Genomic DNA, 21,257 nt, shown 5'->3' with positions numbered 1-21,257 from the left:
CCCAACCCCTCTCACGTCAAAGCGCTGTCCCTGGGTTCCGATGGTTCCGGCCGGGTGGGGGCCGGGGTGGTGGTGGGGTGGAGGCGGGTCAGGACCGGGCCGGTCAGGGCGGTGGTGAGCAGGGCCATGAGGACGAGCATCGTGAAGACCTCGGCGCTGATGACGTGCATGTCGTAGCCGATGTTCAGGACGATCAGCTCGGTGAGCCCGCGGCAGTTCATCAGGGCGCCGATGGCGGCGGCCGAGCGCGTGTCCTGGCCGACCGCGCGGGCGGCCAGCGTGGCGCCGCCCCATTTGCCCGCGATCGCCAGCAGCAGGATGGCGGCGGCCCACAGCCACTCGGTCGCGTCGTGCAGCCCGCCCAGGTCCGTGCGCAGGCCGGTCTGCACGAAGAACAGCGGGAGCAGCAGCGGCACGGCCACCGAGCGCAGCTGGCCGGCCGCCCGCTCCACGGCGGGGGTGCCGCGCGGCATCACGGTGCCCAGCAGGAACGCCCCGAAGATGGTGTGCACGCCGATCCGGTCGGTGGCCAGGCCGGCCAGGCACACCGCGCTGAACAGCACGGCGATCACGACGGCCTCGTGTCGCAGACCGGTGCTCCGTCGCTCGTCGCGGACCCAGCGGGCGAGCAGCGGCCGTAGTCCGAACACCAGCACGGCGGCGAACCCGGCGGTGAGCGCGACGGTGTTGACGGCGTCCATCGTGGAGGTGCCGGCGGCGAGCGAGACCACCAGGGCAAGCAGGCACCAGGCGGTCACGTCGCCGATGGCGGCGCAGGCCATGGCCAGGGTGCCCACCCGGGTGCCGTACAGTCCCCGCTCGGCGAGGATCCGGGCCAGCACGGGGAAGGCCGTGATGCTCATCGACACGGCGATGAACAGGACGAACGGCAGCCGGGCGACGTGTTCGGGGGCCTGAGTGCCGTACATGGCGAGGCCCAGCCCCGCGCCGAGGAGCAGCGGCAGGGCGATGGACGCCTGGCCGATGGCCATGGCGGTGCCGCGGTGGCCGCGCAGCACACCGAGGTCCAGCTCCAGTCCGATCAGGAACATGAAGACCAGCAGGCCGAGTTGGCCGAGCACATCGGTGAACGGCAGCACGGACGGCGGCAGCAGCCAGTGCTCCGCGGCCGGCCAGAGCCTGCCGAGGAGGGTGGGACCGAGCATGATGCCGACGCACATCTCGCCCACCACGGCCGGCTGGCCGAGCCGTTGGAGCAGCGCGCCGCCCGCCCGGCAGGCCAGGATCACAGCCGGTACGGCGACCAGCACCGCCGACAGCGGTTCAGCGGCCGACACGGCCGGCTCCTTCCTCCCGGTCCGTGGGCGCGTCCCCGGGTGCCCCGGCCGTGACCGTGGACCAGGCCGCGTACCGGCGCAGCCCGTACAGCAGCGGCTCGGGCGCCTCGTCGACGACGGTGATGCCGACGACCTCGGCGAGGACCGCGGTGTGGTCGCCGACCTCGATGGTGCGGCTGACCCGGCAGTCGGCGATGGTGTGGGCGGCGTCCGTCAGATGCGGCCCGCACGCGTCCAGCGGCAGCCGCCACTCGGCGCGGCCGAACCGGTCGGGGGCGCCGGAGGCGAACAGTTCGGACGTGGCACGGCCGCGTTCGTGCAAGAGGTTCAGGGCGAACCGGCCGGATTCCCGGACGGCCCGGGTGGTGTGGCTGGCGGTGCGCAGGCAGGCGACGATCGTGGGCGGCGACAGGGCGACGCTCGCGATCGAGGAGCAGGTCATGCCGTGCGGGTTGCCCTCCGCGTCGAGGGCCGCGACGATGCTGACCCCGCTCGGGAAGGACGACATCAGCGGACGTATGTCGGGTTCGTCGGCGGTGTCGGCGCTCGTTCGCGCCGGGGCGGACAGCGGATTCTGCATGGGTCACTCCGTTGGGATGACGCCGGAAGGGGACGCGGCCCGTCGCCGGCGAGGCGAACGGGCCGCGGGTGGGGTGCGGGGCTCAGGAGGTGCCGTGGAGCTGGCGCAGGTAGTCGTAGGTGGTGGGCAGCGTGTCCAGCAGGTCCTGCTGCTGGCGCTTGACCCGCTCGAACAGCGGCTGCGCGCCGATGACGGACTCCGGCTTGTACGACAGCGCGGGCAGCGGCGCGTCGGGGACCAGGCCGAGGCCGGCGAAGATGCAGTAGTAGCTGCCGTTGGTCCAGAAGTTGCGGAACTCGGCCTCGAAGTTGCCGTAGTAGGTGGACTCGTCGGTGACCGGCGAGTTGATGGGCAGACCGGCGCGGTAGGCGTCGATCTTCTCCCGGATGTTCTCGGGCAGCGTCAGTTCCTTGTTGGCGCGCCAGAACGGGCTGTCGTTGCGCGGCGCGAAGTAGAAGTGCGCCTGGATGAAGTCGCGGGTGTCGTCGAACATCGACTCGACCTCGCGGTTGAAGCGGTTGATGAGCGTCTCGTTGAAGCTGCGGTCGGGGAAGTGCTTGGCGAGCTGGTAGATCGCCGCGGTGATGAAGTAGATGCCGGTCGACTCCAGCGGCTCCACGAAGCAGGAGGACAGGCCGATGCCGACCACGTTCTTCACCCAGGCGCGGCGGTTGCGGCCGACGCGGAAGCGGACGTGGTTGAACTCGTGGTTCTCCGGGTCCAGGCCCCACATCTCGCTGAACTCGCGGGTGGCCTCGTCCTGGCCGGTGAACTTGCTGGAGTAGACGTAGCCGGTGCCGAAGCGGCCCAGCATCGGGATCTTCCAGGACCAGCCGGAGGACATGGCGATCGCCGAGGTGTACGGCTCGACGCCGTTGGCCTCGTCGTCGTGCGGGATGGCGGTGGCGACCGCGGAGTCGCACAGCAGGTGGTCGCTCATGTCGATGAACGGCTCGGCCATGGCTTTGTTGATCAGCAGGCCGCGGAAGCCGGAGCAGTCGACGAACAGGTCGGCGTCCAGGACCTTGCCGGACGCGGTGTGCAGGGCGGTGACGAAGCCCCGCTCGTCCTGCTCCACCCGGGTCATCTCGTCCTGGACGTGCCGCACGCCCTGCTTCTCGGTGGCGAACCGGCACAGGAACTTGGCGACCAGGGCGGCGTCGAAGTGCCAGGCGTACCGGGTGGCGTGCCGGCCGTCGAGCCAGCGCGGGGACAGCTTGGCGTCCATCACCGGGGGCTCGCGGAAGCAGGCGTAGTCGAACGGCTCGTCCGTCAGGCCCTCGTACTTGTTCTTGTACCAGTAGTGCGAAAGCGGCGTCTGGTCGTAGTCGGGGAGCAGACCGAACGGGTGGTAGAAGTGGTCCGGGCCGCCCTGGGGCAGTTCCCGGGCGGTGGCCTGGCCCGCGCCCTCGGTGCGCCAGTTCACGAAGCGCACGGCTGTCTTGAAGCTGGCGTTGCACTCGCGCATCCACTCGTCCTCGTTGATGCCGAGGAAGTCGAAGAGGACGCGCTGGAGGTTGGGTACGGTGGCCTCGCCGACGCCGATGCGTGGGATGGTGGGGGCCTCGAGCACCGTGATCTCGACGGTGTTCTGCAGGGCCTTGCCGAGGTAGGCGGCGGTCATCCAACCGGCCGTACCTCCACCGAGGATGACGACCTTCTTGATACGCCTGTCTTCGCCGGTCATGAGCGGCTCTCTCCTCCGGAGGTAAGCGATGGCGGACGGATCGGCCGCGACGTCCGGTGGCCGGTTTCAGGCCAGCGGGGCAACCGATGCCAGACAGAGTCGCCAGCGCTGCTATGCCGCTTCTATGTGCCGTCCAACGCGGGACGTATGGAGCGGATATAGCGTCCCCGGTCAGCCTGTGGGTGCCGAAGGCCGGCTCGACGGGGATCGGGCCGGCGCCGCCGTCGCGCGTCCTTGCGGTGACCAGCCGACGGACCGCCCACACCCGCAACCGAGGATGGCTTGCACACGATGCCGTACGACGAAGGGAAAGCGGCCGTAGGGCGCCCGTCCCCCACACCGGGGCTGAAGGGCATCCTCTCGACGGTGGGCGGTACTCCGCTCATCGAACTGGAGCGTCTGGTACCCGGCTTCACCTCCCGGGTCTACGCGAAGGCCGAACGGTTCAATCCCGGCGGCAGCGTCAAGGACCGGTCGGCGCTCAGCATGGTCCTCGGCCGGATCAGGTCGGGTGAGCTGGTGCCGGGCAGGTCGACCGTGGTGGAGTCGAGTTCGGGCAACCTGGCGATCGGACTCGCCCAGATCTGCGGGTACTTCGGGCTGCGCCTCATCTGTGTCGTGGACGCCCGGACGACCGAGCAGAACATCCGCATCCTGCGCGCGTACGGCGCCGAGGTGGAGGTCGTCACCCAGCCGGACCCCGAGACCGGGGAGCTGCTGCCGCAGCGGTTGCGCCGGGTCGCCGAGCTGCTCGCGCGCATCCCGCACGCCTACTGCCCCGACCAGTACGCCAATCCGCTCAACTCCCTCGCCCACCAGTCGACGATGCGGGAGATCGCCGAGGAGCTGGGGGGTGAGATCGACCATCTGGTGCTCGCGGTCGGCACCACCGGCACGCTGAGCGGCTGCGCCGAGTACATCCGCACCGCCGGGCTGCGCACCACCGTGCACGCGGTGGACGCGGTGGGCAGCCGGCTGTTCGACTCGCCGGTGTCCTGCGCCCGGCTGGTCCCGGGGCACGGCGCCTCGGTGGTGCCGCCGCTGCTCGATCCGTCGGACGCCGACGACGTCGTGCACGTCACGGACCTGGAGTGCGTGGTGGGCTGCCGGCGGCTGGTGCGGCGCGAGGCCATCCTCGCCGGCGGCTCCTCGGGCGCCGTGGTCTCCGCGCTGGAACGGCTGGCCCCCACCGTGCGGCCCGGCTCGAACGTCGTCCTCATCCTGCCGGACGGCGGCGACCGCTATCTCGACACCATCTACGACGACGCCTGGGTGCGCGAGCGGTTCGGCGAGGTCTTCCACCTCTGGAAGGAGCCGGATCGCGGCCCGGGCGGTGGTGCCCTCACGGGCCCGCGCGGCGCCTCGCGCACCACCGGCCCCGTGACACGGAAGGAGACCGTGCTGTGCTGATCATCGGCCACCGCGAGGTGCGCGACATTCTCAAGGGGAAGGAGCCGGAGGTCCTCTCGCTGGTCGCGGACGCCTACCGGCTGCACGACGAGGGCCGCTCCGCGCTGCCGCACTCGGTCTTCCTCCGCTTCCCCGGCGACGACCGCAACCGCATCATCGGGCTGCCCGCCCACCTCGGCGGCGAGCGGTCGGTGGCCGGCATGAAGTGGATCGCCAGCTTCCCGGGCAACGTGGCGCGGGGGCGGGAGCGGGCCAGTGCCAGCATCGTGCTGAACTCCATGCACGACGGTACGCCGCAGGCGTTCCTGGAGGCGTCGCTGATCTCCGCCAAGCGCACCGCGGCGTCCGCGGCCCTGGCGGCCGGGCTGCTCGGCACCGAGGCGGAGCCGGGCGGCATGTCGCTGATCGGCGCCGGGCCGATCAACCTGGAGGTGCTGCGGTTCACCAAGGCGCGGCTGCCCTCGCTGATCGAGGTGACGCTGTTCGACCTGGACGCGGAGCGGGCCCGGGCGTTCACCGCGAAGGCCCGCCGGGTCGTGCCGGGTCTCGGGGTCAGGTTCGCGGCCACCTGCGAGGAGGCCGTCGCGGCCCATCGCCTGGTCTCCTTCGCGACCACCGCGGGCACCCCCCACGCGGACCTCTCGGCCGCGGCCCCCGGTACGACGGTGCTGCACGTGTCGCTGCGCGACCTGACCGCGGCGGCGGTGCTCGGCGCGCAGAACGTCGTCGACGACACGGACCACGTGTGCCGTGAGCGGACCTCGCTGCACCTGGCCGAACAGGAGTCCGGTGGACGGGAGTTCGTCGACGCGGAGATCGGCGCGCTGCTGCGGGACCCGGCCACCTTCCGGCGTGATCCGCGGCGGGTCACGGTGTTCTCGCCGTTCGGTCTCGGCATCCTGGACATGGCGCTCGCCCAGTGGGTGACGCGGCAGGCCGAGGAGTTCGGAATCGGGACACGCGTGGACGGCTTTCTGCCAATGAGCGCGGCCCAAGCACCCGCCTGAACCGGTGCGGCGTTCTTATCTGTTGGGCGCCGCCGACCTGCCGGCGGGCGCTGTGACCACCCCTCCCCCCACTGGAGAGCCTCCTCGATGAAGATCCGTTTCCGTGCGTTCCTGGTGTCGGGCGCCCTGCTGCTGGCCGTGGCCCCCGTGCTGAGCGCGTGCGACCAGTACGACGACTCCGACTCCCGCTCCTTCGACGTCAAGGACAAGGTGACGGGTGTGACCGTCGACTCGGCGGGCGGTGACATCGACGTGGTCGCCGGCGACGGTGACGGCGTCCACGTGACCGAGAACCTCAAGTACAAGAGCGGCAAGCGGCCCAGCACCGAGCACTTCGTGCGCGACGGCGACCTGCACCTCAAGGTCGCCACCAGCTGCGGCAGCAGCCTGGGCTCGGCCAACTGCACCGTGAACTACCGGGTGGAGGTCCCCCGCGGGGTTGCCGTCTCGCTGCACAGCGGCGGCGGCACGGTGAACCTCGACGGCGTCTCCGGGGGCGTCGACGCCTCCAGCGGGGGCGGGGAGGTCAAGGCGGAGAACCTGGCGGCCGGGCACCTGACGGCGAGTTCGGGCGGCGGGGCCATCAACGCGTCCTGGTCGAAGGCGCCCGACGACATCGACGTCAACGCCAAGGGCGGCAACGTCACCCTCCATGTGCCGGACAGCGGTTACCAGGTGTCCGCCTCGACCACGCTGGGGTCGAAAAAGGTGGAGGTGAAAACGGATTCGAGCAGCGAGCGGCACATCAAGGCGCGTACGTTCGCCGGAGACGTGAAGGTACTCGTCGCCGGCTGACCGCCGCCGCGCGCTCGCACCAACTGGAGAGCCCCCTTTCATGCTGAACATTGCCTGGTACACGCTGCGGAGCCGGCTGTCCGCCTTCACCGGGACCTTCATCGCGCTGATGCTCGGCGCCGCCCTGCTGTCCACGATGGGGCTCGTCCTCGCGGCGAGCGTCACCTCGCACGAGCACGGCCCGGGCCGGTTCGCGAACGCCCCGGTGATCGTCCGCGGTGAACCGGACCTGAGCATGTCCGATCCGTGGGGCGGCATCGAGAGCGAGCCTCTGAAGGAACCGAAGGGCCTCGCGCCGGCGCTGGTCCGCGATGTCACCGCGGTCGGCAAGGCCGTCGCCGACCGCACCTTCTACGCCCAGCTCGGCGGCTCGGGCACGGCCCGCTCCGGGCCGTCCGACCAGGTCGGGCACCCCTGGTCGTCCGCCGCGTTCGGCGGGTACCGGCTGGTGCGGGGCCAGGCGCCGGCGGGGGCCGGCGAGGTGGCCGTGCCCGCGAAGTCGGGGGCCGCGCCCGGCGAGCGGGTGACCGTGCTGACGGCGTCCGGGCCGCGTCCCTTCACCGTCTCCGGCGTCACGGACGACGTCTCCTTCGAGTCGGCCCTGTTCTTCTCCGACGCCGAGGCCGCCGCCCTGTCCCCGCGCGTGGACGCGCTGGTCTCCTACGGGAACGTGGACAAGGTGCGCACCGCGGTGGAGGACCGGGCCCAGGTGCTGGCCGGCGCGGACCGCGTCCAGGCCGACCCGCGGGCCCACGCCGACGAGGTGGCCCTCGTCGGCGTCTCCACCATGCTCGGTATGGCGACCGGGGTGGCCGCGTTCGTCGCCGCGTTCGTCGTCGGCACCACCTTCGCCTTCTCGGTGGCCCAGCGCCGCCGGGAGCTGGCGGTGCTGCGGGCCACCGGGGCGACCCCCGTGCAGGTCGGCCGGCTGGTGCTGGCCGAGGCCGCGCTGGTGGGCGCGGTGGCCTCGGCCGCGGGCTGTCTGCTGGGGCTGGCCGGCGGGCCGGTGCTGGCGGGCCGGATGAGCGCGTGGGGGCTGGCGCCGGAGTGGTTCCGGGTGCGGCTGGGCTGGAGCACGCTGCTGGTGCTGGTCCTGGCCTTCCTGATCGGCGTGCTGCTCGCGGTGCTGGGCTCCGGGGTCGCGGTGGTGCGGGCGGGCCGCATCCGCCCGCTGGAGGCGCTGCGGGAGTCCGCGGTCGAACGGCGTGCGATGAACGCCCTGCGCTGGCTGGCGGGGATCGCCGCGCTGGCGGTCGGCGGGGTGCTGCTGCTGGCCACGCCGCTGCTGCCGCCCGCCTACTGGGGCGACATCACCCCGATGGCGGCCCCGGCCCTGATCGTGGCGGGCGCGCTGCTGTGCCCGGTGGTCATCCCGTTCGTGGTGCGGGTGGTGACGGCGCCGTTCACGGCGCTGCGGGGCGCGGGCCCGATGCTGGTGCAGGCCAACACGGTGACGGCGCTGCGCCGCACCGCGGCCACGGTGGCGCCGGTGCTGATCACGGTGGGGCTGTTCTCGGCGCTGTGGAGCACCTCGGGCACGCTGTCCGGGGTGGCCCGCAGCGAGGCGTTCGAGCGGGTGCGCGGCAACGACTTCGTGGTGGCGCCGGACCACACGCCGGGCCTGAGCCGGGCCGTGGTGGACAAGGTGCGCGCGGTGCCGGGCATCGAGTCGGCGACCACCGTGCCGACCGGGGTGTACACGATCCCCGGCCCGAATCTGCTGGTGTTCCCGGCCGGTGCTCCGCTGCTGCCGTACGACGCGCTCACCGTCGATCCGAAGGCGCTCGGCGGTCTGCTGACGCTGCCGGTGGTGCACGGTGACGCGCGCGGGCTGGACGACCGGTCGATCATCGTGGACGAGACCTGGAACCGGCACGTCGGCGACACGGTGACGGTGTGGCTCGCGGACGGCACCAAGAAGCACCTGAAGGTGGTCGCCGTCACCAAGGCGAGCGCCGGCGGCAGCGCCGCGGTGCTGACCCCGAGGTACGCGGGCCGGGCACTGCCGGACGCGATGTACGTCAAGCTGGCGAAGGGCGCCGACCGGGCCGCCGTGCAGCGGGAGTTGGGCGCGGCCGTGCGGGGCATGTCGGCGCGGGCGGTGCCGATCGCCGGGTACCGGGCCGCGGTGGACGACACCGTCAACCAGCAGACGCGGATGGCCCTGTTGATCGTCGGTGGCATCGCCATGCTGTACACCGGGGTGGCCGTGGCCAACACCCTGACGATGTCGACCGGGCAGCGGGCCCGTGAGCTGGCGGTGCTGCGCCTGGGCGGTGCGACGCCCGGGCAGTTGCTGCGCATGGTCGCGGGCGAGAGCGTGCTGGTGGCCGGCACCGGTGTGGTGATGGCCGCCGTGGTGGTCGCGCTCAACGCGGCGGGACTGTGGGCGGGGCTCCAGCAGCTCGTGGTGAGCACGCGGGTGACGCTGCCGGGGCTGCCGTTCGCGGTGACCGCGGGTGCCTGCGTGGTGGTGGCGCTGCTGGCGACGGTGCTGCCCGCCTGGGTGGCGCTGCGCACCCCCGCGGTCCGGCTGACCACGACGGAGTGAGCGGGCCGCCCGGCGGCCCCGGGCGCCCGTCACGCCGACGGCGGTTCCGCGACCGGGCCGGGACCGCCGTCGTGCCATGAGTGGGTGCGTGTAGCAGGCATCTGACGTGCCGGACAGTCACTTGTCGGCCAACCCGCCGTAGCCAAAGGGTGATTGAGGGCCATTTATAGGACGCGAATAGCTCGTCGTCGCAGGATCTCCATGAGCTCGCCGAGAGCTCTCCACCGAGAAGACCGGGAGATCGACATGAGCGCTACCAGAGCGGGCAAGGAACTCAGCGCGGAGACCAGAGCGGCGATCAAGAAGATCGTCTGCGACGTCCTCGAAGTGGACCCCGCCGACGTCACCGACACCACCCTCTTCGTCGAGGACCTCGACGCGGACTCGCTCCGCACGATCGAGATCCTGGCCGAGATGGAGCGGACCCTCGGCTTCGACCTGTCGGCAGCACCCATCGAAGGCATGACCAACCTGGACGGCGTGTACGCCGTCGTCGCGGAGTCCGAAGCGAAGTGACCGCCGGCCGTAGGGCGGGTGACCGGCGGGTCGTGGTCACCGGAATGGGCGTCGTCTCCGGTCTTGGCACCGGGACCGCCGAATTCGCCCGGTCGCTGCGCGCGGGGCGCAGCGGGATCGGCCCTCTCGAGGAGTTCGGACGCGCCGGCTTCGCGCACTGGAACGTGGGCGAGGTCGGCCGCTTCGAGGCCGCGGACTGGTTCCGCGCCGAAGACCCCCGGGAGTACGGACGGGCCGCCCAGTTCGCGGTGGCGGCCACCAGGCTGGCTGTTCAGGAAGCCGGCCTCGATGAGGAGGAACTGCGGCACCGGCGGGTGCTCGTCTCGGTCGGTACGACCGACGGCGGCACCAAGGAGGTGGACCAGCTCGCCGAGCGGCGGCACCGTGGGGGCGAGGTGCGCCCGGACCCGGACATCGCGCGGCGCACGCCGGCCGAGCGGCTCTCCGACGCCGTCGTCAACGAACTGCGGCTGGAGGACGTGGAGTCGGTCACCGTGCCCACCGCCTGCGCGGCGGGCAACTACGCGGTGGGCCAGGGGCTGGACGCGCTGCGCGACGGCGAGGCGGACGTGGCGCTGTGCGGGGGCACGGACGCGCTGTCCCGCAAGACGTTCGCGGGCTTCTACCGGCTCGGCGCGATGTCCCCGGACGTGTGCCGGCCCTTCGACGCCGACCGCAAGGGGATGATCGTCGCGGAGGGCGCCGGGATGCTCGTGCTGGAGCCGCTGGGGGCGGCGCTGGCGCGCGGCGCCCGGATCCTGGCCGAGGTGCTGGGTTACGGGCTGAGCTGCGACGCCCACCACCCGACCGCACCGGACCGCGACGGGGTGGTCCGCGCGGTCCGTGCCGCGCACCGGGACGCGGGGGTGAGCGGCGCCGACGTCGACTACGTCTCCGCGCACGGCACCGGGACCAAGGCCAACGACATCGTCGAGACGGCCGCCCTGCGTGAGGTGTTCGGCGCGGACCTGCCTCCGGTGAGCGCCCTGAAGTCGATGCTCGGGCACACCCTGGGCGCGGCCAGCGCCCTCGGCACCATCGCCTGCGTGCTGGCGATGACGGAGGGCTTCCTGCCGCCGACGATCAACCACCGGACCCTGGACCCGGAGTGCGACGTGGACTGCGTGCCCAACGTGGCCGTGGCCGCGCGGCCGCGCGTCACCCAGAACAACGGGATGGCCTTCGGCGGCAACAACGCCGTCCTGGTCCTCGGGCGTTACGACGGCCCCGGGGCGGCCGGAGCGGGGGAAGGCTCATGACGACCACCACGGCCGGACGGCCGGTGATCACCGCCTGGTCGGCGCTGTCCCCCTGGGGGGAGGGCGCCGACGCCTTCCGGGCCGGGCTGGCCGCCGGGACGGAGGCCATCGCCACGGTGGACAGCGAGTTCGTGCCCGGCACGCCCGTGCGGGCGGGCATCGTGCCCGGGTTCTCGATGGAGTACCCGGGCACCCGGGGCCTGCGTTCGCTGGACCGGCTCACCCGGCTCACCCTGCGGCTGAGCGAACTGCTGCTCACCGAGCAGGAGGGCGGTCTCGGCAGCGCCCCGGAGGACACCGGCATGGTGTTCGCCACCTCCGGCAGCTACCGGACCGGCCTGGAGTTCACCGGCCGGTCCTACCGGGAGCGGCTGCCCTTCCACGTGGACGTGGCCCGCTTCCCCTCGACCGCCGTCAACTGCGCGGCCAGCCGCAGCGCCATCGTGCACGGTCTCAAGGGGCCCAACACCACGCTGACCGCGGGTCCCGCCGGGGGGCTGCTCGTCCTCGGGCAGGCGGCCAGGCTGCTGCGCCAGGGCCGCGCGGAGGTGCTGCTGGCCGGGGCGGCCGAGGAGTACACCGAGGACCGGGTGCTGCTGGGGGACGCCCTGCACCGGGGCGAGGGCGCGGCGCCGCCGGTCGCCGAGGGCGGCGCGCTGTTCGTCGTCGAGACGGCCGACGGCGCCGCGGCGCGGGGCCGCACCCCGCTCGCCACGCTGCTCGGCACCCGGTTCCGGGCGTACCACCCCCGCTCGGGCGGGGAGGCCGGCAAGGCGCTCCACCGCTGTGTGACCGATCTGCTGGACGACGCCCGCACCGGCGCCGACGAGATCACCCTCGTCGTCCGCTCGGACCCGGACGGGCCGCTCGGCGAACAGGAGGACAGCGCGCTCGACGGGCTGTTCGGCGGGCCGGACGCCGTGCGGCAGCTGGCCCCCGGGCACCGGCTGGGCCACGCGGGCTCCGCCGCGCCCGCGTTCCAGGTCGCGGCGGCGCTCGCCGCGAACGGCCCGCATCCCCTGCGGGCACCGGCACTGATCACCTTCGTGGCCGACGGCAGGGTCGGCGCCGCGCTGCTGGGCGCGCCGCCCGGCTGAGCCCCACGACACACGGGAACGAGGAAGAGACGACATGAGCGAGACCGGTAACCGGCCGGTGGCGCTGATCAGCGGCGGTTCGCGCGGCATCGGCCGCGCGGTGGTCGCGCGGCTCGCCCGCGACGGCCACGACATCGCCTTCTGCTACGCGTCCGACCACGAGGCCGCCGAGGCCACGGCCAAGGAGGCCCGGCAGCACGGGGCGCGGGTGCTGTCCCGCCGCGTCGACGTCACCGACCGGGCGGGGGTCGCCGGGTTCGTCCAGGACGTCGAGGGGACCCTCGGTCCCGTCGACGTCCTGGTGACGGCCGCCGGCATCATCCGCGACGCGCCGCTGGCGCGGATGCCCGACGCGTCCTGGGACGAGGTGCTGCGCACCAACCTGGACGGCACCTTCAATCTGTGCCGGGCCGTCACCTACTCCATGATGCGCCGCCGCACCGGCGCCGTGGTCACGCTGTCCTCGGTGGCCGGCGTCCACGGCAACGCCTCCCAGACGAACTACTCGGCCTCCAAGGCGGGCATCATCGGCTTCACCAAGGCGCTCGCCAAGGAGACGGGACGCAGCGGGCTGCGCGCCAACGTGGTGGCCCCGGGACTGATCGAGACGGACATGACCGCCGGGCTGTCGGAGAAGGTCACCAAGGACCTGCTCGGCTCGATCCCGATGCGCCGGTTCGGACGGCCCGAGGAGGTGGCCGAACTGGTGGCGTTCCTGGTCTCGGAGCGGGCCGGCTACATCACCGGCCAGGTCTTCCAGGTGGACGGGGGCCTGTCGTGGTGAGCGAGCCCAGGCCGCTCAGCGCGGCCCAGCAGTCGCTGTGGACGGCGTACCGCATGGCCCCGGCCGGGCACGCCTACACCATGCTGCTGTCCCTGCGGATCCGCGGCCCCCTGGACACCGCCGCCCTGGCGGACGCCCTCGACCTGGTCTGCCGCCGGCACGAGATGCTGCGCTCCTGCTTCGCCGAGGTGGCCGGAGAACCCGTACGGCTGCCCCGCGCGGAGCCGCCCGCCGGGCTGGAGATCATCGACGTGCCGGGCACGAGCGACGAGGCGCTCCTCGGTCTGCTGCGCGAGGCGGCCCGGCTGCCGTTCGCCCTGGAGCGCACCGGGCCGCTGCGGGCGCTGCTGTACCGGCGCGCGGCGGACGACTTCGCGCTGTCGCTGGCCGTGCACCACATCGCCGGGGACTTCTCCTCGTACTCGCTGCTGCTGGACGAGGTCTTCACCGTCTACCGCTGCCTGGTGGCCGGCGAGGAACCGGAGCTGGCGGACATCGCCCGCGGCTACGACGAGTACGTGGCCGAGGAGGCCGCCCACCCCGGCACCCCGGCCGGGCGGCGCGACCACGCCTACTGGTCGCAGCTGCTGGCCGGGGCCGTCACCACGGAGCTGCCCACCGACCGGCCCCGGCCGCCGGTGCCCAGCCACACGGGCGGCACCGTACGGCTGGACCTCGCGGTGCTGTCGGACGATCTCCAGCAGGCCGCCAAGTCGGTGGGCGCCCGGCCCTATCCGCTGCTGCTGGCCGCCTACCTGGCGCTGCTCGCCCGCTGGACGGGTGAGCAGGACATCATGGTGGGGACCCCGGCGAGCACCCGCGCCCGCCCCGACCGCGCGGTCTTCGGCTGCTATCTGAACAGCATCCCGGTCCGGGTCCGGGTCGGCGCGGACACCACCTTCGCGGTGCTGGCCAAGGAGAGCGGCAGGCAGCTGCTGGAGGGCATGCGGCACGTCCGGCTGCCGGCCGGCGCGGTGCTGCCGGGCCGGCGCGGGCCGCTCGTGCGGCTGGGCGCGCTGCTGTTGCAGATGAGCAGCCTCGACGCGCGGTTCCCGCCCCCGGCGCCGGGCGAACCGGAGGGCGCGCCGGCCGAGTTCGCGGGCCTGCGGGTCAGCCGTATCGACGAGCCCAGCCAGGAGGGGCAGCTGGACCTGATGCTCACCCTGCACCAGGGCGTGCACGGTCTGGTCGGGGTGCTCACCTACGACTCCGACCTGTTCGACCACGAGAGCGTCGAGCGCTTCGCCCGGTGCTACGAGCGTTTCCTGCGGGCGGCGGCGGACGACCCCGAACGGCGGGTCGCCGACGTTCCGCTGACCGACGAGGACGACCTGGCGGCGCTGCTCGCACTCGGCGGCGCCTGACCGGACACACGGCCCCCGGGCCGTCGAAAGAAGGGTGAAACCGCACCGATATCCCCGGCTTCTACGGTCTTCGTCGGGTGCGGAGAACGCCCTGCGCACCCGATTCGGACCGAGGAGCCGAGGTGGATTTCAGCCTTTTCTATTTCGCCAACGACAGTGACGACACGAGCGGCGCGGATCGCTACGAACTTTTCCTGGAAGGCGCCCGGTTCGCGGACCGCAATGGTTTCACCGCCGTCTGGACTCCCGAGCGGCACTTCCACCGTTTCGGCGGCCTCTACCCCAACCCGGCGGTCACCGGCGCGGCGCTCGCCGTGGCCACGGAGCGGGTCCAGATCCGGGCCGGCAGCGTGGTGGCGCCCCTGCACCACCCGCTGCGGATCGCCGAGGACTGGTCGGTCGTCGACAACCTCTCCGGCGGCCGGGTCGGCATCTCCTTCGCCTCCGGCTGGCACCCGGCCGACTTCGTGATGCGGCCCGACGCGCACAGCACGCGCCGCGAGGTGATGGACGAGACGATCGACATGGTGCGCCGGCTGTGGCGCGGGGAGTCGGTGACGCTGCCCGACGGCAAGAACGAACCCGCCGAGGTGCGCGTCTTCCCGCCGGCGGTCCAGCCCGAGCTGCCCTTCTGGATCACCAGCGCCGGCAGCGCCGACACCTTCCGCAAGGCCGGCGCGCAGGGCGGCGGCGTCCTCACGCACCTGCTCAGCCAGGACATCGACGAGCTGCGCACGAAGATCGCCGCCTACCGGGAGTCGTACCGCGCGCACCACGCGGAGGGCTCGGGGCACGTGGTGCTGATGCTGCACACGTTCCTCGGTTCCTCCACCGAGGAGGTCCGCGAGCTGGTCCGGGGCCCGCTGTCGGGCTATCTCAAGACCTCGTTCGGGCTGATCTCCGGCTCCATCGGCAACCGCCCGGGCACCTTCGACTCCGCCGACATCAAGGAGTCCGACGTCGCCTATCTCGTGGAGCGCGGGTTCACCCGGTTCTTCGAGCGGCAGGGCATGTTCGGCACCGTCGAACAGGGCGAGCGGGTGGTGGATCTCCTCCAGGAGGTCGGCGTCGACGAGATCGGCTGCCTGGTCGACTTCGGTGTCGGCACCGAGCAGACCCTGAAAAGCCTGGAATTCCTCGCCGAGTTGAAAAACCGCCGCGGCTGAGGCGCATCGATCCGGCGTATGGGCCGTATGGGCGCGATATAGCCGCCACCCGAACAGTTGTACCGGGCGTGGGCCGCGCGGCGGCCGGCGCATCATCATCCGACAGGGAGTCAGCCACCATGAGTGAGAGCCACAACGACGAGCGCGCCTACCGCGTGGTCCGCAACGACGAGGAGCAGTACTCGATCTGGTGGGCCGACCGTGACCTTCCCGCCGGCTGGCACGCGGAGGGCACCGAGGGCCCCAAGGAGGCGTGCCTCCAGCGGATCGAGGAGGTCTGGACCGACATGCGTCCGCTCAGCCTCCGCCTGCGCATGGAGCAGAGCCAGGACGAGGGCGCCCCGCTCGCGTCCTGACCCCGAGCGCGCCGGCCCGGTTCCCCCGACGGGCCGGCGCTCCCTTTTGTCCTCCGGGCCCCCTCGTTTTGGCCCCGCCGTCCGCTTCCGCGTCTTCGCCGCATGTCAGACGTACGCCGCTCGGGGACGCACGCCCGCCTCCGTGCTCCCGAACCCGCCGTGCCCCACCGTCCGGCCGCAGCTGTCCAGCAGAGGAATCCCAAGATGACCACGCAGATCCGTCAGGACGACGCAACCGACACCGCCCATCTCGCCACGCTCGCCGAAGTCGTCGCACGGCAGACTGCCTGGACTCCGGACGCCGTCGCGGTCGTCACCGCGCAGGGGGACTCCCACAGCTACGCCGAGCTGGACGCCCGCGCGCGCCGGCTCGCGGTGCTGCTGCGCCGCTCGGGTGTCACGCGTGAGTCCCTGGTCGGTGTGCATCTGCACCGCGGTCTCGACCTCGTCGTCAGCCTCCTGGCGGTGTGGAAGGCCGGCGCCGCCTACGTACCGCTCGACCCGGCGCACCCGGCCGAACGGCTGGAGTGGATGGCCGCGGACGCCGGGCTCGCCCTGGTGATCACCGAGTCCGCGCCCACCGGGACGCTGTTCGGCACTGCGGCGCTCGGGCTGGCGGAGCGGCGCGACACCCTCGCCGCCCTGCCCGCCGACGCGCCGGACACCCCGGCCGACCCCGACGGCGCCGCCTACGCGGTGTACACCTCCGGCTCCACCGGCCGGCCCAAGGGCGTGGTGGTCACCCACGAGGGCATCGCCAACCGGGTGCGCTGGAGCGTGCGCGAGCACGGCATCGGCCCCGGCGACCGGGTGCTCCAGAAGACGACGATGGGCTTCGACGCCGCCACCTGGGAGGTGTTCGCGCCGCTGGTCGGCGGGGCGACCCTGGTCCTCGCGCCGGTGGGGGCCGAGCGGGACCCGGCGGCCCTGGTGCGCTGCGCCGCGGACCGGGGGATCACCGTGCTCCAGGTGGTGCCGTCGGTGCTGCGGCTGCTGGTCGACGAGCCCGCCTGGGCCGAACTGTCCGCGCTGCGGCTGCTGTTCTCGGCCGGGGAACCGCTGCACGCGGAGCTGTGCCGGCGCGCGCTGGACCGCGTCGGCAGCGCGGACCTGCGGATCTGGAACACGTACGGCCCGACCGAGTGCTCCATCGACATCACGGCCCAGGCGTACGACGCCGGGCAGGACGGCGGTCCCGTCCCGATCGGCCGTCCGCTCGACGGCATGCGGGTGCTGGTCCTCGATCCGGGCGGCCGGCCGGTGCCGGTCGGTGTCATCGGCGAGCTGTACGCGGCCGGTGCCGGGGTCGCCCGCGGCTACCTGGGCCGCCCGGGGCTGACCGCCGAGCGGTTCGTGCCGGACCCCTACGGGCCGCCCGGCTCCCGGCTGTACCGCACCGGCGACCTGGTGCGCTGGCGTTCGGACCGGACCCTGGAGTACCGGGGCCGCGCCGACGAGCAGGTCAAGGTCAACGGGGTGCGGGTGGAACCGGGCGAGGTCTCCGCGGCCCTGCTGGCGCACCCGGACGTCGAGGCGGCCGTGGTCGTCGCCGCGCCCGCACACGACGGCGGCATGCGCCTGGTCGCCTACGGCGTCACCGGTGACGGGCGCCCGCCGCGCGACTGGCGGCCGTTCCTGGCGGGCCGGCTGCCCGCGGCGCTGGTCCCCACCCAGCTGGTCCCGCTCACCGAACTGCCGCTGACCGCGAACGGCAAGGTCGACCGCGCCGCGCTGCCCGCCCCGGCGCCCGAGCTGTCGGCCGCCCAGGAGCACATCGCGCCCCGTACCGACGAGGAGCGCACCGTCGCCGAGGTGTGGACCGAGGTGCTGGGCGTGGCCGACCCCGGCGCGGGCGACGACTTCTTCCAGCTCGGCGGCACCTCGCTGAGCCTGACCCGGCTCGCCGCGCGGCTGCGCGACCGGTCCGGCGCGGCGATCGAACTCGCCGCCCTGTTCACCTCCTCCACGCTGGAGGCGCAGGCGCGGCTGATCGAGGAGGCGTCGGCCGACGAGCCGTTCGTCGCCGTACCCCGCGAGGGCCGCCTGCCGTTCTCCTTCGGCCAGCAGCGGCTCGCCTTCCTCGACCGGCTGGAGCCGGGCGGCGCCGAGTGGGTCTCCCCGCTGCTGATCGACCTGCCCGAGGGGGCCCGCACCGACGACGTGCAGCGGGCCCTGGATCTGCTGGAGCGGCGGCACGAGGCGCTGCGCACCCGCTTCCCGGCCGATCTCGTGGAGCAGGGGCCGCGCCTCGCGGCGCCCGGCCGGGTCGAGCTGACCGAGACCACCGCCGAACGGGCCGCGCTCGGCGGGCTGCTGGCCGAGCGGTTCGCGCGCGGCTTCGACCTGGAGCGGGGCCCGCTGTGGCGGGCGGTGCTGGTCCGCTTCCCGCAGGGCGCCCCGCTGCTGGTGATCACCGTCCACCACATCGCCTGCGACGGCTGGTCGTCGGTGATCCTGGAGCGCGAGTTCACCGAGGCGCACGCGGCGTTCGCCGCCGGCCGCTCCCCCGGCCTGCCCGAACTCCCCTTCGGATACGTGGACTACGCGGCCTGGCAGCGCTCCCGGCTCACCGAGGACCGGCTGGCGGCGGACGCGGCGCACTGGCGCGAGACGCTCGCCGGGCACACCCCGCTGCCGCTGCCCACCGACCACCGGCGCCCCGCGCGCCGCGACCACCGCGGCGCCGTCGTCCCGCTGACCATCCCCGCGGACGTGGTCCGCCCGCTGACCGAGCTGGGCCGCGAGCACGGCGCCACCCTGTTCATGACGCTGCTCACCGCGTTCGCCACGCTGCTCGCCCGGCACAGCGGGGAGAACGACATCGTCGTGGGCACCCCGGTCGTCGGCCGTACCCGGCCGGAGACGGAGCACCTCGTCGGGTTCTTCCTCAACTCCCTGCCGCTGCGCGTCGACATGGACGGCGGGCTCGGCTTCGACGAGGCGCTGCGCCGGGTGCGCGCGGTCACCCTGGACGCGTTCGCCCACCAGGAACTGCCCTTCGACCGGCTCGTCGAGGAGGTGCAGGACGGCCGCGATCCGTCCCGTACCCCCGTCTACCAGGCCGCCTTCGACCTGCTCGACGCCGAACTGACCACCGCGGGCGTCGACTTCGGCGAGCTGGCCGAACTGGGCGACTCCTGGCGGATCGCCAAGACCGACCTCAGCCTGTTTCTGCGGCCGCGGGCGGACGGCACGATCGTCGGCGTCCTGGAGTACGCCACGGCGCTGTTCGAGCACGCCACCGTGGAGCGGTTCGGCGCCCAGCTGGTGCGGCTCCTCACGCACGCGGCCGCCGCGCCGGGCACCAGGCTCGCCGAGCTGGAGATGCTCGACGACGCCGAACGCCACCGGCAGCTGGTGGAGTTCAACGCGGGCGCCGGCGAGACGCTCGCCGACCCCGAGGACCGCACCGTACTGGAGATGATCGAGGCCCGGGCGGCCGAGCGGCCGAACGCCCCGGCGCTGCGCGGCGAACGGACCGTCACCTTCGGCGAGCTGGACACCGCCGCCAACCGGATCGCGCACCGGCTGCGCGATTCCGGGGTCGGCGGCGAGTCGGTGGTCGGCGTCCTGCTCGACCGCGGCCCCGACCTGATCGGCGCGTTCCTCGGCAGCTGGAAGGCCGGCGCCGGGTACCTGCCGCTCGACCCGGAGCACCCCGCCGAGCGCGTCGCCGCCATGCTCGCCGACGCGGGCGCCGGCGTGCTGATCACCTCGGCGGCGCACGGCGCCCGGGTGGCACACCTGTTCCCCGGCGAACTCGTGGTCCTGGACCGCGACCGGGAGCTGCTGGGGCGGCTGCCGGCCGCGCCGCCCGCGCGCCGGAGCGATCCGCGGGCCACCGCCTACGTGATCTTCACCTCGGGCTCCACCGGCCGGCCCAAGGGGGTCCGGGTCGAGCACCGCGGCCTGGCCAACCACGTGGCCTGGGCGGTCCGCGACCTGGCCGGCCGCGGCGGCACCGGCGCGGCCCTGTTCTCCTCCACCGCCTACGACCTGGTCGTACCCAACCTGTACGCGGCGCTGGCCGCCGGGCAGCCGCTGCACCTGCTGCCCGCCGGACTCGACCTCGCCGACCTCGGGGCCACGCTCGCCGCCCACGCCCCCTACAGCTTCCTGAAGCTGACCCCCGGCCACCTGGAGATCCTCTCCCACCAGCTCACCGACGAGCAGGCGGCCGGCCTCGCCGAAGTGGTCGTGGTGGCGGGCGAGGCCTTCCCCGGCGAGGCCGCCTCCCGCTGGCTGGGGCTGCTCGGGCCGGGCCGGCTCGTCAACGAGTACGGGCCCACCGAGTGCTCCGTCGGCACCTGTGTGCACCCGGTGGACGAGCCGGTCGAGGGCACCGTGCCCATCGGCCGTCCGCTGCCCGGCATGTCGATGTACGTCCTCGACGACGGGCTGCGTCCGGTGCCGACCGGCGGTGTCGGCGAGCTGTACGTGGGCGGCACCGGAGTCGCCCGCGGCTACACCGGCCGGCCCGGCCAGACCGCCGAGCGCTTCCTGCCCGACCCCTACGGACGGCCCGGCGACCGCCTCTACCGCACCGGCGACCTGGCCCGCCGGCTCCCGGACGGCACGGTGGAGTTCCTCGGCCGCGTCGACCACCAGATCAAGGTGCGCGGCCACCGCGTCGAACCCGGCGAGATCGAGTCGGTCCTGGTCGCCCACCCCGGCGTCCGCGAGGCCGTCGTCCTCGCCGGGCAGGGCCTGACGGCGTACACCGTGCCCGCCGGACCCCAGCCGCCGTCGGCCGGTGAACTGACCGAGCACTGCGCCCGGTCACTGCCCGCCTACATGGTCCCCACCGACTTCGTCGCGATCGACGCCGTACCGCTGACGCCCAACGGCAAGCTCGACCGGGCCGCGCTGCCCGACCCCGCCGCCGCGGACGCCGCGGCCGGGCACACCGGTCCGCGCGACATCGTCGAGGAGCGGATCGCCGCCGTCTGGGCCGGCCTGCTCGGCCAGGAGCCCGGCATGGACGACGACTTCTTCCACAGCGGCGGCAACTCCATCCTCGGCATCCGGCTGATCTCCGCGATCCAGAACGAGTTCCAGGTCGCCCTGCCGCTGCGCGCCCTCTTCGAAGATCCCACGCCGGCCCGGCTCGCCCGCGCCGTCGAGGCACTCGTCCAGGCCGAACTCGACGGCACCGACACCGACGGGTCCTCCCCGAACCTTCCGCACTCCTCGCAGACCAAGGAGCACTCCGCATGACCACCGGCGCAGAGCACTCTTCCACCGGCGACCGCCTGCGCGCTGAACTGCTGCGCCGGCTGGCGGGCCGCACCACCGAGCAGCGCCGGCCCGAGATCCCGCGCGCCGACCGGGAGCGGCCGCTGCGGCTGTCCCCGGGCCAGCAGCAGATGTGGTTCCTGCAGCGGCTC

Annotated in this window: 16 protein-coding genes (1 of these 16 running past the window's edge); 13 read left to right on the top strand and 3 right to left on the bottom strand. The window is 73.3% G+C overall.

Features of this window, described 5'->3' with window-relative positions:
* Positions 1–11: 11 nt before the first annotated feature.
* The 3 genes from BLW85_RS28990 to BLW85_RS28980 all read right to left on the bottom strand — a co-directional run bounded on the left by BLW85_RS28990 (position 12) and on the right by BLW85_RS28980 (position 3,565).
* A complete protein-coding gene (locus BLW85_RS28990; RefSeq protein ID WP_070021925.1) occupies positions 12–1,298 on the bottom strand; it encodes a cation:proton antiporter domain-containing protein in 1,287 nt (428 codons plus the stop codon).
* Positions 1,285–1,878, bottom strand: a complete 594-nt coding sequence (locus tag BLW85_RS28985) for a flavin reductase family protein (protein WP_074993788.1) — start codon at positions 1,876–1,878, stop codon at positions 1,285–1,287. Before BLW85_RS28985 ends, BLW85_RS28990 begins: the two co-directional genes overlap by 14 nt.
* 82 nt (positions 1,879–1,960) lie before the next feature.
* The gene (locus BLW85_RS28980; RefSeq protein WP_074993786.1) at positions 1,961–3,565 is read right to left on the bottom strand and encodes a tryptophan halogenase family protein; all 1,605 of its coding nucleotides are present in this window, start codon (positions 3,563–3,565) and stop codon (positions 1,961–1,963) included.
* A gap of 291 nt (positions 3,566–3,856) precedes the next feature.
* On the opposite strand from BLW85_RS28980, the gene sbnA reads away from it, so the two are divergent.
* The 13 genes from sbnA to BLW85_RS28915 all read left to right on the top strand — a co-directional run.
* Entirely contained in the window at positions 3,857–4,975 is a 1,119-nt protein-coding gene (sbnA, locus tag BLW85_RS28975; RefSeq protein WP_079172447.1) for a 2,3-diaminopropionate biosynthesis protein SbnA, read from the top strand.
* Complete coding sequence (gene sbnB, locus BLW85_RS28970; RefSeq protein WP_074993784.1) at positions 4,969–5,982, top strand: 2,3-diaminopropionate biosynthesis protein SbnB; 1,014 nt, start codon at positions 4,969–4,971, stop codon at positions 5,980–5,982. Before sbnA ends, sbnB begins: the two co-directional genes overlap by 7 nt.
* A gap of 87 nt (positions 5,983–6,069) precedes the next feature.
* Positions 6,070–6,777 carry a DUF4097 family beta strand repeat-containing protein gene (locus BLW85_RS28965; RefSeq protein ID WP_074993782.1) on the top strand — a complete coding sequence of 236 codons (708 nt, stop codon included), beginning with the start codon at positions 6,070–6,072 and terminating at the stop codon, positions 6,775–6,777.
* Positions 6,778–6,817: 40 nt separating this feature from the next.
* On the top strand, positions 6,818–9,328 hold the full coding sequence (locus BLW85_RS28960) for an FtsX-like permease family protein (RefSeq protein WP_070021920.1): 2,511 nt from the start codon (positions 6,818–6,820) through the stop codon (positions 9,326–9,328).
* 246 nt (positions 9,329–9,574) lie between these two features.
* Complete coding sequence (locus BLW85_RS28955; protein ID WP_070021919.1) at positions 9,575–9,844, top strand: acyl carrier protein; 270 nt, start codon at positions 9,575–9,577, stop codon at positions 9,842–9,844.
* Positions 9,841–11,103: a beta-ketoacyl-[acyl-carrier-protein] synthase family protein gene (locus BLW85_RS28950; protein WP_071828563.1), complete on the top strand. Its 1,263-nt coding sequence runs from the start codon at positions 9,841–9,843 to the stop codon at positions 11,101–11,103. Before BLW85_RS28955 ends, BLW85_RS28950 begins: the two co-directional genes overlap by 4 nt.
* Positions 11,100–12,200, top strand: a complete 1,101-nt coding sequence (locus BLW85_RS28945) for a beta-ketoacyl synthase N-terminal-like domain-containing protein (protein WP_079172446.1) — start codon at positions 11,100–11,102, stop codon at positions 12,198–12,200. The genes BLW85_RS28950 and BLW85_RS28945 overlap by 4 nt, the downstream gene beginning before the upstream one ends.
* Positions 12,201–12,234: 34 nt before the next feature.
* On the top strand, positions 12,235–12,984 hold the full coding sequence (fabG, locus tag BLW85_RS28940; protein WP_074993779.1) for a 3-oxoacyl-[acyl-carrier-protein] reductase: 750 nt from the start codon (positions 12,235–12,237) through the stop codon (positions 12,982–12,984).
* Positions 12,981–14,348, top strand: coding sequence for a condensation domain-containing protein (locus tag BLW85_RS28935; protein ID WP_143060472.1), 1,368 nt, complete (start codon positions 12,981–12,983; stop codon positions 14,346–14,348). Before fabG ends, BLW85_RS28935 begins: the two co-directional genes overlap by 4 nt.
* A 122-nt stretch (positions 14,349–14,470) precedes the next feature.
* Entirely contained in the window at positions 14,471–15,514 is a 1,044-nt protein-coding gene (locus BLW85_RS28930) for a MupA/Atu3671 family FMN-dependent luciferase-like monooxygenase (RefSeq protein ID WP_070021916.1), read from the top strand.
* A gap of 119 nt (positions 15,515–15,633) precedes the next feature.
* Positions 15,634–15,870 (top strand): MbtH family protein, encoded by a 237-nt coding sequence (locus tag BLW85_RS28925; RefSeq protein ID WP_070021915.1) that lies wholly within the window; start codon positions 15,634–15,636, stop codon positions 15,868–15,870.
* Between the two features lie 204 nt (positions 15,871–16,074).
* Complete coding sequence (locus tag BLW85_RS28920) at positions 16,075–21,087, top strand: non-ribosomal peptide synthetase (protein WP_074993776.1); 5,013 nt, start codon at positions 16,075–16,077, stop codon at positions 21,085–21,087.
* A protein-coding gene (locus tag BLW85_RS28915) for a non-ribosomal peptide synthetase (RefSeq protein WP_074993773.1) crosses the window boundary here: on the top strand, positions 21,084–21,257 show its start. It continues 23,319 nt past the right edge of the window; 174 of the gene's 23,493 nt are visible here — the first part of the coding sequence; its start codon is at positions 21,084–21,086; the stop codon falls past the right edge of the window. Before BLW85_RS28920 ends, BLW85_RS28915 begins: the two co-directional genes overlap by 4 nt.

The sequence above is a fragment of the Streptomyces misionensis genome, from assembly GCF_900104815.1.
Taxonomy (GTDB): domain Bacteria; phylum Actinomycetota; class Actinomycetes; order Streptomycetales; family Streptomycetaceae; genus Streptomyces; species Streptomyces misionensis.
Note: the sequence above shows the minus strand (reverse complement) of the source record. Positions and strands in the feature narration are given on the sequence as shown.

Excerpts from the sequence above, each read along its gene's own strand:
- BLW85_RS28985 (WP_074993788.1), bottom strand. The coding sequence starts at position 1,878 with ATGCAGAATCCGCTGTCCGCCCCGGCGCGAACGAGCGCCGACACCGCC.
- BLW85_RS28980 (WP_074993786.1), bottom strand. The coding sequence starts at position 3,565 with ATGACCGGCGAAGACAGGCGTATCAAGAAGGTCGTCATCCTCGGTGGA.
- sbnA (WP_079172447.1), top strand. The coding sequence starts at position 3,857 with ATGCCGTACGACGAAGGGAAAGCGGCCGTAGGGCGCCCGTCCCCCACA.
- BLW85_RS28965 (WP_074993782.1), top strand. The coding sequence starts at position 6,070 with ATGAAGATCCGTTTCCGTGCGTTCCTGGTGTCGGGCGCCCTGCTGCTG.
- BLW85_RS28960 (WP_070021920.1), top strand. The coding sequence starts at position 6,818 with ATGCTGAACATTGCCTGGTACACGCTGCGGAGCCGGCTGTCCGCCTTC.
- BLW85_RS28955 (WP_070021919.1), top strand. The coding sequence starts at position 9,575 with ATGAGCGCTACCAGAGCGGGCAAGGAACTCAGCGCGGAGACCAGAGCG.
- BLW85_RS28945 (WP_079172446.1), top strand. The coding sequence starts at position 11,100 with ATGACGACCACCACGGCCGGACGGCCGGTGATCACCGCCTGGTCGGCG.
- fabG (WP_074993779.1), top strand. The coding sequence starts at position 12,235 with ATGAGCGAGACCGGTAACCGGCCGGTGGCGCTGATCAGCGGCGGTTCG.
- BLW85_RS28925 (WP_070021915.1), top strand. The coding sequence starts at position 15,634 with ATGAGTGAGAGCCACAACGACGAGCGCGCCTACCGCGTGGTCCGCAAC.
- BLW85_RS28920 (WP_074993776.1), top strand. The coding sequence starts at position 16,075 with ATGACCACGCAGATCCGTCAGGACGACGCAACCGACACCGCCCATCTC.